Source organism: Tepidiforma sp. (assembly GCF_034433535.1).
Taxonomy (GTDB): domain Bacteria; phylum Chloroflexota; class Dehalococcoidia; order Tepidiformales; family Tepidiformaceae; genus Tepidiforma.
This window is the reverse complement of record NZ_DAOUAO010000083.1, coordinates 1-11,250: the sequence shown is the minus strand read 5'-3', so window position 1 is coordinate 11,250 and position 11,250 is coordinate 1. Positions and strand designations below refer to the sequence as shown.

The window sequence follows — 11,250 nt, the reverse complement described above, 5'->3', positions numbered from 1 at the left end:
GAGGGATTCGGTTTCGGGGGCGAGGTCGTTGATTTCGTCGACGATGCGCTGGAGGCGGCGAAGTTCGCGCTCGTTGGAATCACCGAGGATGCGGTTGAGGAATCCAAGTTTGGGCATGCTAGGGCCAGTGTACCGCGAATGGCGCGGTAGGGGCGGGTAAAGGGCGCGCAGAGCGTGCCGTCAGCGGGGGTGGGTGCTCAGGGCGCCTGGACGCGCGCGCTCCCGGCTTCGAGCGCCTGGAAGAGCGGGCGGGCGGCCTGCTCGGAGGCTTCGAACGCGGGGCCGGGATAGATGCCTATGAAGAGGATGCCGAGGAGGAGGACGGCGGAGAGGCCCCAGAGGACCGGCTGGACGCGGAAGCGGGCCGTTTCGCCGACGGGATCGAAGAGGTACATCTGGCGGATGACCATGAGGTAGTAGTAGAGGCTGATGAAGCTGTTGAGCACAGCGAGGGCCACGGCCCAGAGGGTTTCATCGGTGGTGGCGCCCTGGAGCAAGAACAGCTTGGTGGCGAAGCCCGCGAAGAAGGGCAGGCCGGCGAAGGAGAAGAGCGAGGCAGTGATGACGAGGGCAAGGAAGGGCTGGGTTTCGGCGAGGCCGCGGAGTCCGGCGATCTCTTCGCTGCCGGTGCGGGCGGTGGCGGCGGTGAGGGCAGCGAAGAGCGCGAGGGTGGTGACGATGTAGCCGGTGAGGTGGATGAGGAGGCCAGAGGTGGCGTTGAGGCCGACCTGGGCATCGCCATAGCCGATTGCGGCGATGGTCAGCAGCATGTAACCCACCTGGCCGATGGAGGAGTAGGCGACGAGGCGCTTGAGGTTCTTCTGCTGGATGGCGATGAGGTTGCCGACCGTCATGGTGATGGCGGCGAGCGCGAGGATAGCCCACCGCCAGGATTCGGCGTCATTGGCGAGGGCGGTGCTGAAGAGCCGGAGGATGAGGGCGAAGCCGGCGGCCTTGGAGAGGGTCGAGAGGAAGGCGGTCACCGGGAGCGGGGCGCCTTCGTAGGCATCGGGCGCCCACATGTGGAACGGCGCGGCGGAGACTTTGAAGCCGACGCCGGCGAGGATGAGCATGAAGCCCACGACGATGGCGGGGTCGGTATCTGTTGAGCGGTCGGCGAGGGAGGCGGCGATCTCGGCGTAGTAGGTGGTGCCGGTCGCGCCGTAGATCAGCGAGAGGCCGTAAAGGAAGAGGGCGCTGGAGAAGGCGCCGAGGAGGATGTATTTGAGCGAGGCTTCGTTGGAGCGGAGGTCGCGCTTGAGAATGCCGACGAGGACGTAGAGGGAGAAGGAGAGGATTTCGAGGGCAAGGTAGGCCGTAAGGAGTTCGGTGGCGCCCGCCATGATGGTCATGGCCGCGCCCGCGATGAGGAGGAGGCCGTAGAACTCGCCGTGGTCGACGCCACGCTGGCGCTTGAGGTATTCGGCGGCCATCAGCGCGACGGTGAAGACGATGCCGGCGGCGAGGAGGCGGAAGTAGGTGGTGAAGTCGTCGCTGCTGAAGAGGTCCTGGAAGGACTTGGGGTCGCGGTCGAGGTAGACGAGGCCGGCGGCGAACCAGGCGACGGCGCCGAGGGCGGTCAGGTAGGCGAGGGCGTCCTTGCGCAGGCGCGGGGCGAAGAGTTCGAGGGCGATGACGACGAGGGCCGCGCCGGCGGCGATGTACTCGGGAACGAAGAGGGTGTAGTCGCGCATTTAGCCGGTAACCCCCGGGAGGCGGGTGACGGTGTGACCCACGCGGTCGATGAAGGGCGCCCACCAGACACCCATGACCACGATGGAGGCGATGAGCATGCCGCCGGAGAGGCGTTCGAGGGGGGTGAGGTCGTTGAGCTCTTTCCAGTGCGGGTTGATGGGACCGAAGAAGACGGTGGCAAACATGCGGAGCATGTAGGCGGCGGCAAGGGCGGCGGCGAAGATCGCGAGGGCGCCGAAGACGGGGTAGGTGCGGAAGGTGCCGACGAAGATGTGGAATTCGGCGGTGAACCCGGAGAAGCCGGGGAGGCCGACGTTGGCGAGGCCGGCGATGGCGTAGAAGATGACCCAGAGCGGCATGACGCGGGCGAGGCCGCCAAATTCCTTCATGTCGCGGGTGTGGGCCTGGTCGTAGAGGGCGCCAATCATGAGGAAGACAAGGGCCGTCATCACCCCGTGGGAGAACATCTGGAGGACGGCGCCGGTGATGCCGATGGCGTTCATGGTGGCGAGGCCCATGAGCACGTAGCCCATGTGGCTGACGGAGCTGTAGCCCGAGATGAGCTTGAAGTCGCGCTGGGTGAGGGCGGCGGTCGCACCGTAGACGGCGCCGATGGTGCCGAAGACCATCAGCGCGGGCATCCAGAAATCGGCGCCCTCGGGCATGAGCTGGATACCGAGGCGGATGATGCCGAAGGCTCCGAGCTTCATGAGGACGCCTGCGTGCACCATGGACACGGCGGTGGGGGCGGACATATGGCCGTCGGGGGACCATGTGTGGAGCGGCCAAAGCGCGGCGAGCACGCCGCAGCCGACGACCATGAAGGGGAAGAAAACTTTCTGGAAGGTGGGGCTGAGGACGCCTTCCTGGCCGGCCGCCCAGAGCGTGGGGAGGTCGAAGGTGCCGACGTTGGCTTCGTGGAAGACGGCGAAGATGCCGATCCAGATCAGGACGGAGCCGCCAACGAGCATGAGGGTGAGCTTGGCGGCGCCGTACTCCTTGCGGGTGGAGCCCCAGACGCCGATGAGCAGGTAGAGGGGCATGACGGCGAGTTCGTAGAAGAAGAAAAAGAAGAAGAGGTCGTAGGAGAAGAAGGTCCCGTACACGCCGGCGAGGAGGACCCAGTAGAGGATGAAGAAGTCTTTGTTGCGGTACTCGATCTTCCAGGAGGCGAGGGCGCCGGCGAAGGCGACGACGCCGGTAAGGAGGGCCATGAGGGCGGAGATGCCATCGACGGCGAGGCGCAGGCTGATGCCGTTCTCGCCGAGGAAGGCGGTGTTTTCGACCCACGTCCAGCGGAGGTTCATCTGGGCCTGCGGGCCATCGACCTGGTAGGCGATGAAGATGTAGATGGAGAGGGCGGCGAGGATGGCGCCGGTGACGGCCGAAAGGTGGCGGACGGCCATCTTCTGGCTGCCGGGGATAAAGACGAGCAGGAGGGCCGCAAGGAGCGGCACGGCGATCGTGGCGAGGACGAGATAGCCCTGGCCTTCGTCGAAGGTCATGCGATTAGCCCCTCACGACCAGCCCGGCGAGCGCGAGCCCGATGACGCCGAGGGCGATGGCCATGGCGTAGTTGGGGACGCGGCCAGTCTGGAGATATTTGAGTACACCGCCGGAGAACCCGGTGATCTGCGCCGAGCCATCGACGCCGGTGTCGTTCACGACGTAGCGGTCGAACCAGGAGACGATGAAGCTGAAGCCGAGGACGCCGCGGTCGATCATGCCCTGGTAGAGTTCATCGAAGTAGAACTTGCGCTGGAGCATGTCGTAGACGGCGGGCTTCCAGGTGGCGAGGGCGGTGGAGCGGCGGAGGTCGTTGGCCCAGTACATCCAGCCCGCGGTGAAGATGCCGATGACGGCCATGGCGACGGAGGCCGCGGCGAAGCCCCATTTGAGCTCGTACTCGTGCGGCCCGTGGTGCGGCAGGAAGATGAACTCGGTGATGCCGCCGGGGAAGCCGAGCGCCTTGCCGACATCGTGGAAGACGACGAAGCCGCTGACGATGGCGAGGAGTGAGAGGAAGACGAGCGGGCCGGTCATCACGGGCGGGGTTTCGCGGGCATGGTCGACGGTGTGGGGGTCGGCGGGGCGGCCCATGAAGGTCCGGATGAAGAGGCGGGTAGTGTAGAAGGCGGTGGTGACGGCGCTGATACCGAGGAGGATGACAGCCCAGGCGCCCCACTTGTGCTCGAGGACCACGAAGATTTCGTCTTTCGACCAGAAGCCGGCGAGCGGCGGGAGGCCCGCGAGGGCGAGGGAGCCGATGAGGAAGGTGGTGCCGGTGATGGGCATCTTCCTCCAGAGGCCGCCGAGGCGGCTCATATCCTGGTTGTGGTGGGTGCCGATGATGACCGAGCCCGCCCCGAGGAAGAGGAGTGCCTTGAAGAAGGCGTGGGTCATGAGGTGGAACATGGCGACGGCCGGCTCGCCCGCGCCGAGGGCGACGAACATGAAGCCAAGCTGGCCGACCGTGGAGTAGGCGAGGACCTTCTTGATGTCGGTCTGGGCGAGGGCGATGAACCCGGTGAGCAGGGCGGTGGTGAGGCCGACGATGGTCACCACGAGGAGCATGCCGTCGGCGACTTCGAACATGGGAAGCAGCCGGGCGGTGAGGTAGACCCCGGCGACGACCATGGTGGCGGCGTGGATGAGGGCGGAGACCGGGGTCGGGCCTTCCATTGCATCGGGGAGCCAGACGTGGAAGGGGACCTGGGCGCTCTTGCCCATGCAGCCGATGAAGATGAAGGCGAGGGCGACGAAGAGGTAGGTGGTGCTGAAGTGGCCCTCTTCGGCGAGGTGGATCAGCTCCTGGATGTTGAAGGTGCCGCCTTCCTTCCAGAGCAGGATGATGCCGATGAGGAGACCGACATCGCCGATGCGGGTGGTCACGAAGGCTTTCTTCGCGGCTTCGGTGGCGCTGCGCTTCTCCCAGTAGAAGCCGATGAGGAGGAAAGAACAGACACCGACGAGCTCCCACGAGATGTAGAGGAGCAGGAGGTTATCGGCCATGACCAGCAGGAGCATGGAGGCCGCGAAGAGCTGGAGGATGGCGTAGAACCAGTAGTAGCGCGGCTCTCCCTTCATGTAGCCGAGGGAGAAGATGTTGACCATGAGGGCGACGGTGGTGATGACCCCAAACATGACGATGGTGATGGGGTCGATGAAGATGCCCATGCGAAGGTCGAAGGTTTCGCCGATGGAGGACCAGCTGATGTTGTTGACGACGGGGCCGATTTTGCCCGGCGTGTCGAGGAAATCGGCGAGGACGACGAAGAAGAGGACAAACGACGTGGCGATGGCGGCGATGCCGAGGTAATCGCCGCCGCGGGGGAGTGCGCGGCCAAAGAGCGCGAGCACAAGGAATGCGCCCGCCGGGACAGCGGCGAGCAACCAGGCGTGTTCAGCTCCCATGCGTTGTGCTGGCCCCTTTTACCACTTGAGGATGGCCGCCTCGTCAACATTCGCGGTGGCGCGATTGCGGAAGAGGCGGATAACGATGGCAAGCGCGAGCCCGACTTCGGCCGCGGCCACGGTAATGATGAAGACGGCGAAGATGGCGCCGAGGATGCGGCCGGGATCGAGGTAGGCCGCGAAGGCGACGAAGTTGAGGTTCACCGCATTGAGCATGAGCTCGATGCTCATGAGCACCAGCACGGCGTTGCGCCGGGCGAGGACGCCGTAGACGCCGAGGGCGAACATCACCGCGCTGAGGGCAAGGTAGTTTTCGAGCGGCACCATGCTTACTCGCCCTCCTCCTGCCGAGCGACGATGATGGCCCCAACGAGGGCTACCAGCAAGAGGACGGAGGCGAGGATGAAGGGCAGGCCGAAGTCCTGGAAGAGCCGCTGGCTGATGGTTTCGATGGCGATGTTGGTGGGGGATTCGGTGTTGCCGATCCAGTCGGTGCCGATTGCGGCGCCGAGGAGCACGGCGAGGATGCCGACACCGGCAAGCAGGGCGAAGGGCGCCTGGGGTCCGTTGAGCTTTTCGGCGCGGCCGCTGGGGTCGGCGCGGGTGAGCATGAGGGCGAGGAGGACGAGCACGGTAACGGCGCCGCCGTAGATGAGGAACTGCGTCAGCGCGAGGAATTCAACGGTCAGCAGGACGAACATCGCGCCAACGCCGGCGAGGCTGCCGATGAGGAAGATGGCAGAGTGGATGACCGAGCGGGAGAAGACGACGCCGGCGGAGAGGATGGTGATGAGGATGGCGAAGACCCACCAGATGACTTCGGTTGCCACTACTGGACCCCCTCGGGAAGCTGGCCGCCGAGCTCTTTGATGGTCTGGATGACGTCTTCGGGGATGGGTTCGCCGCGTTCGACGGCCTCGCGGGCGCGGCGTTCAGCGCGCATGCGGCGGGCGCGGACCTTTTCGAACGAATTGGGGTCGCCCTTCGGGCCGGTGCCGACGCCGGGCGGAGGGGTCCACGCGCCGGGCCTGGCGGCGCCGCTGGCTGCTGGCGCTGCGGCCGCGGCGCCACCGCCCTGGGCGGCGAGGGTCTGCCAGATGGAGCCGCCGGGGGCGAGGTCGCTACCCAGCTCGTAGAGCGTCTTCGCGAGGTCATCCGGGATCGGCTCGCCCTTCTCCGTGAGCTCTTTGAACTGCCGCTCGGCGCGCATGCGGCGGGCGCGGACCTTCTCGTACGAGTTGGGGTCGCCCTTGGGGCCGGTGCCGACGCCGGGCGGGAAGCGCATGGTGCCATCGGGGTTGGTGCCGGAGAGAACCTCGCCCGCCGGGGCACCGGCTGCGCCCGGCGCGGCAGCGGCGGGCTGCCCGGGCTTCAGGTTCTTGTAGTACTCGATGCGGTCGAGGATCTCCTGCGGGACGGGCTCGCCGCGGTCGAGGTAGGCCTTGGCCTCGCGCTCGGCGCGCATGCGCTTCGCGCGGATCTTGGATTCAGAGAGGACCTCAGCTTCGCCGGCTGCGGCGGCTGCGGCGCCGGGAGCTGCGGCAGCGGCGACCTTCGGTTTTTCGGGTTCGCGCTCCTGGATGGCTGCCGGTTCGCCGCGGGCGATGCGTTCGAGCTGGCGCTGGCGGTCTTCCGGACGGCCGCCGACGAACGAGGGAGGTGGCGGTTCTTCGCCCTTGACGCGGCGTTCGATCGTTTCGATGTTGTCCTGCGGGCGGAAGGGGACGACCAGCTGGCCGCTGCGGGCGACCTTCGTGAGCTCGTCGATGTCCATGTGGAGGTCGCGGCGGTCGTACACGGCGTGTTCGTGGCCGGACCAGGTGTTGTCCATGACGATGGCTTCGAAGGGGCAGACTTCGACGCAGATGTTGCAGCGCATGCAGCGCGCGTAGTCGATCCAGAACTTGTCGACGATCTTGCGGCGGTTGCTGGTTCCCTCGGCGTACTTCGGGTTGTCCTTCATCACGGCCGTCATGCAGTCGACGGGGCAGTTGCGGACGCAGACGTTGCAGCCGGTGCAGAAGGGCTCATCGTGGTCGAAGTCCCAGGTGAGGACCGGGAAGGAGCGCTGGCGCGGGGGCAGGACCTTGCGCTCGTCCGGGTATTCGATGGTGACCGGCTTGCGCAGGAAGGTGGAGAAGGTAACGCCGAGGCCTTTCAGGATCCCTTTCATGATGACGACGCTCCGAGGGTGCGGTAGGTGCCGACGAGGCCTTTGGTGGAGCGGGTGGAGGCATGGCGGACGATGAGGAAGATGAGGAAGCCGGCGCCGACGGCGCTGGCGAGCGCGAGCACCTCCTGCGGCCAGTCGTAGTAGAGGATGATGCCGTTGACGAGGAGCTGCAGGAACGAGAGCTCGAGCAGGACCTTCCAGCTGAAGTTCATGAGCTGGTCGATGCGCAGGCGGGGCACCGTGGTGCGGACCCAAATGATGGTGGCGATGATGAGGAAGCTCTTGACGATGGTGGTCAGGAGCTGGATGGACCAGTGGGCATCGGTGCCGAACGGCCAGGCCCAGCCGCCGAGGAAGACGACGGAGCCAAAGACGCTGAATCCCCACATCGAGGCGTACTCGGTGAGCTGGAACATGCTCCAGCGGATGCCGGAGTACTCGACGAAGTAGCCGCCGACGATCTCGGATTCGGCCACCGGGATATCGAACGGGGCACGGTGGAGTTCGGAGAGCATCGCCGTGAAGAAGATGAGGAAGGCGAGCGGCTGGAGGACGATGTAGGGCCGGTCCTCCTGGAGGGCGGCGATCGTGTTGAGGTTGAGGGTGCCCAGGCCGGTGCCGGTATCGGCGCCGGTGATCATGACCACGCAGAGGAGGGAAACGACCAGCGGGATTTCGTAGCTGATCATCTGGGCGGCCGCGCGGACGCCGCCGAGGAGGGCGTACTTGTTGCCGGAGCCGAGGCCGGCCATGAGGATGCCGACGATGTTGAGGCCGAGGACGGCGAAGACGAAGAAGAGGCCGAGGGCCAGGTTGCGGACACCCCAGTTCTCCGCGAAGGGGAGCACCATGAGGGTCATGAGGACGGGGATGAAGGTGGCGTAGGGAGCGAGCTCGAAGACCCAGCGGTCGGCGTTGCGGGGGCGGATATCTTCCTTGCCGACGAGCTTGAGGGCATCGGCGAAGCCCTGGAGGAGGCCGTAGGGGCCGGTCCGCATGGGGCCGAGGCGCTGCTGGAAGCGGGCGACGAGTTTCCGTTCGCCGTAGGTGAGATAGACGACGATGACTGTCATCACGAGGACGACGATGACGATGCGGATGATGGCATCGAGCCAGGTGGGCAGGCCGAGGATCGGGTCGCCGAAGTCGGTCATTTGTCTACCTCGCCGAGGACGATATCGAGCGAGCCGAGGATGATGATGGCGTCGGCGACGTAGTGGCCGATGACCATTTCGCGCAGGGCCGAGAGGTTGCAGAAGGAGGGCGAGCGGAGCTTCATGCGGTAGGGTTTGTTGCCGCCTTTGGCGAGGGCGTAGACGCCGTATTCGCCCTTGGTGCCTTCGGTGCGGACGTAGCATTCGCCGCTGTCGATGCGGAGGGTCTTGGGCAGGTCGGGGTTCAGGACGAGCTCGCCTTCGAGCTGGCGGAGGGCATCGAGGCACTGTTCGACGATGAGGGTGCTCTGCCAGGCCTCGGCCATGCGGACCATGAAGCGGTCGAAGACGTCGCCGGTGGTGCCGGTGGGGATATCGAACTTGAGCTCGGGGTAGACGCTGTAGGGGTCGTCCTTGCGGAGGTCGAACTTGTAGCCGGTGGCGCGGAGGCACGGCCCGGTGAGGCCCCAGTCGAAGGCCTGCTCGGGGGTGACGGGCGAGAGGCCGCGGCAGCGTTCGACGAAGATTTCGTTGCCGACGAGGAGGCCGTCGAAGTCATCGAGGCCCTGCCGGATGGAGCCGAGGAGCCAGCGGACGCGGTCCTGGTAGTTCTCGGGGAGGTCCATGGAGACGCCGCCGGGCCGGAAGTAGGTCGGGAACATGCGGTCGCCGGCGACCTCTTCGAAGAAGTCGTAGATGCGCTCGCGTTCGCGCCAGGCGTAGATGAAGGAGGTGCCGAAGGAGCCGACATCGGCCCCGAAGGCGCCGAAGAACATGAAGTGGGAGAGGATGCGGGAGAGCTCGACCATCATCACGCGGATGTATTCCGCGCGGCGGGGGACTTCGATGTTGCCGAGCTTTTCGACGGCCATGCAGTAGGCCATTTCGCAGGCCATGCCGGCGAGGTAGTCGGTGCGGTCCCACCAGCCCATGGACTGGCGGTAGTCGTGGTTTTCGGTGAGTTTTTCGAGGCCGCGATGGAGGTAGCCGATGTAGGGTTCGCAATCGACGACGAGCTCGCCATCGACGGTGAGGACCATGCGGAAGACGCCGTGGGTCGCCGGGTGCTGCGGGCCGACGTTGATGGTCATGTCGACGGTTTCGAAGCCGTCTTCGGTGAGGACGCGTTCTTCGGGCCAGATGCTCATGGGGCGGTCCTCCGGGTTGCGGGGCGAGGGGCGGGCATGGCGCGCATCAGAAGGGGAACCCCGGGGTGGTGTCTTCGATGCCCTGCAGGATTTCGACCTTCTGGAGCGGGTGGTCCTTGCGGAGCGGGTGGATGCGGACGTCCTCATCGAGGAGGAGGTTCTTGAGGTTGGGGTGGCCATCGAAGACGAGGCCGACCATTTCGGCGGCTTCGCGTTCGTGCCAGTTGGCGGCGGCGTAGAGGTCGGTGATGCTGGGGATGTGGGGGTTGCCCGGCGGCGTCAGGACGGTGACCTGGACGCTCTGCCGGTGGCGATAGGAGTAGAGCTGGTATTTGCAGGCGAGCCCTTCCTCCTGCATGTCGATGCCGACCATGTTGCGGAGGAAGTTGAAATCGAATTCGCGGCGGTTCTTGAGCTCTTCGATGACGGCCCGGAAGTGCCCGGGCGCGACGTCGATGTTGGCGTCGGTGGCGGTGCGGCTGATGGTGACCGGGAGCTTGCCCAGGTGCTTCTGGAGCAGGGAGACGACGTGGTCGATGGTCTTCGGCGCTTCGGTCTTGCTCATCCGACCATCCGTTTTTCTTCCATGATTTTCTCCTGGAGGCGGAGGAAGCCCTCGAGGAGCGATTCGGGGCGCGGGGGGCAGCCGGGGACGTAGACATCGACCGGGATGATCTTGTCGACACCCTGGAGGACGCGGTCGTATTCGGTGTAGGGGCCGCCGTTGGTGGCGCAGGCGCCCATGGAGATGACGTACTTGGGGTTGGGCATCTGCTCGTAGAGGAGCTTGATGGCGGGGGCCATCTTCTTGGTGACGGTGCCGGAGACAATCATGACGTCGCTCTGCCGGGGGCTCGGCCACGGGACGATGCCGAAGCGGTCGAGGTCGTGGTGGGCCATGAAGGTGCCGATCATTTCGATGGCACAGCAGGCGAGGCCGAAGGTCATCGGCCAGAGCGAGCTCTTGCGGCTCATGGCGAGGATGGTGTCGGCGCCGGTCTGGAGGACGCCGGGGAGGACGATGCGGTAGGCGGCCCGGGCGCGGGGGAGGTCGACGGGGCGGAGGCGTTCGGCTTCAGCGCCGTAATCGGGGACGTAGGGGGGAACGGTCGTTTCGCTCATTTCCACTCCAGGACGCGGCGCTTCCAGGCGTAGACGAGGCCGAGGCTGAGGATGGCGATGAAGAGGATCATCTGCCAGAAGATGAACTCGGCGAGGGTGAGGTAGGTCATGGCCCACGGGAAGATGAAGACGGTCTCGACATCGAACAGGAGGAAGACGATGGCGATGAGGTAGTAGCGGACGTGGACCTGCGCCCAGTTGCGGCCGATGGGGAGCATGCCGCATTCGTAGGAGATGCCCTTGGCTTTTTCACGGGCGAAGGGGGCGAGGATGCGGGTGGCGATGAGGGCAGTGAAGACGAGGATGAAGCCGGCGATGGCGGCGATGAGGATGGCTGCCCACTGGTCGTAGTAGCTCATCGGGCGCTCCCGGGATGGGGGAGCAGGGCGGCGCGAGGTGCGGGGCGCGGGTGGCTGGCTGCTGCACGCATCGGCGGCTTGGGCTCCCAGGGCTTGTCGCGGGCACGGGCGGCTGCGGGCGCCCGGGGGACCGCGTGGTTGTGACGAAGCACACAAACGATACCTGCGGGGAAAGGGGAGGGCAA

The 11,250-nt window shown here is 65.9% G+C and carries 11 protein-coding genes; all 11 read right to left on the bottom strand.

Features of this window, described 5'->3' with window-relative positions; translation table 11 throughout:
* Positions 1-197: 197 nt before the first annotated feature.
* Genes VAE46_RS04880 through VAE46_RS04830 form a run of 11 tightly spaced genes read right to left on the bottom strand, consistent with a single transcriptional unit; the run spans position 198 to position 11,065 of the window.
* Positions 198-1,694: an NADH-quinone oxidoreductase subunit N gene (locus tag VAE46_RS04880; RefSeq protein WP_322795796.1), complete on the bottom strand. Its 1,497-nt coding sequence runs from the start codon at positions 1,692-1,694 to the stop codon at positions 198-200.
* A complete protein-coding gene (locus VAE46_RS04875; protein ID WP_322795795.1) occupies positions 1,695-3,200 on the bottom strand; it encodes an NADH-quinone oxidoreductase subunit M in 1,506 nt (501 codons plus the stop codon).
* Positions 3,201-3,204: 4 nt separating this feature from the next.
* Positions 3,205-5,109 (bottom strand): NADH-quinone oxidoreductase subunit L, encoded by a 1,905-nt coding sequence (nuoL, locus tag VAE46_RS04870; protein WP_322795794.1) that lies wholly within the window; start codon positions 5,107-5,109, stop codon positions 3,205-3,207.
* Positions 5,110-5,127: 18 nt separating this feature from the next.
* The gene (nuoK, locus tag VAE46_RS04865) at positions 5,128-5,436 is read right to left on the bottom strand and encodes an NADH-quinone oxidoreductase subunit NuoK (RefSeq protein ID WP_322795793.1); all 309 of its coding nucleotides are present in this window, start codon (positions 5,434-5,436) and stop codon (positions 5,128-5,130) included.
* Positions 5,437-5,438: 2 nt separating this feature from the next.
* Positions 5,439-5,939 (bottom strand): NADH-quinone oxidoreductase subunit J, encoded by a 501-nt coding sequence (locus VAE46_RS04860; RefSeq protein WP_322795792.1) that lies wholly within the window; start codon positions 5,937-5,939, stop codon positions 5,439-5,441.
* The gene (locus VAE46_RS04855) at positions 5,939-7,282 is read right to left on the bottom strand and encodes an NADH-quinone oxidoreductase subunit I (protein ID WP_322795791.1); all 1,344 of its coding nucleotides are present in this window, start codon (positions 7,280-7,282) and stop codon (positions 5,939-5,941) included. Before VAE46_RS04855 ends, VAE46_RS04860 begins: the two co-directional genes overlap by 1 nt.
* The gene (gene nuoH / locus VAE46_RS04850; protein ID WP_322795790.1) at positions 7,279-8,436 is read right to left on the bottom strand and encodes an NADH-quinone oxidoreductase subunit NuoH; all 1,158 of its coding nucleotides are present in this window, start codon (positions 8,434-8,436) and stop codon (positions 7,279-7,281) included. The genes VAE46_RS04855 and nuoH overlap by 4 nt, the downstream gene beginning before the upstream one ends.
* Positions 8,433-9,584, bottom strand: a complete 1,152-nt coding sequence (locus VAE46_RS04845) for an NADH-quinone oxidoreductase subunit D (protein ID WP_322795789.1) — start codon at positions 9,582-9,584, stop codon at positions 8,433-8,435. The genes nuoH and VAE46_RS04845 overlap by 4 nt, the downstream gene beginning before the upstream one ends.
* Positions 9,585-9,630: 46 nt before the next feature.
* Positions 9,631-10,149: an NADH-quinone oxidoreductase subunit C gene (locus VAE46_RS04840; RefSeq protein ID WP_322795788.1), complete on the bottom strand. Its 519-nt coding sequence runs from the start codon at positions 10,147-10,149 to the stop codon at positions 9,631-9,633.
* Positions 10,146-10,706 (bottom strand): NADH-quinone oxidoreductase subunit B family protein, encoded by a 561-nt coding sequence (locus VAE46_RS04835; RefSeq protein WP_322795787.1) that lies wholly within the window; start codon positions 10,704-10,706, stop codon positions 10,146-10,148. The genes VAE46_RS04840 and VAE46_RS04835 overlap by 4 nt, the downstream gene beginning before the upstream one ends.
* Positions 10,703-11,065 carry an NADH-quinone oxidoreductase subunit A gene (locus tag VAE46_RS04830; protein ID WP_322795786.1) on the bottom strand — a complete coding sequence of 121 codons (363 nt, stop codon included), beginning with the start codon at positions 11,063-11,065 and terminating at the stop codon, positions 10,703-10,705. The genes VAE46_RS04835 and VAE46_RS04830 overlap by 4 nt, the downstream gene beginning before the upstream one ends.
* Between the last annotated feature and the right edge of the window lie 185 nt (positions 11,066-11,250).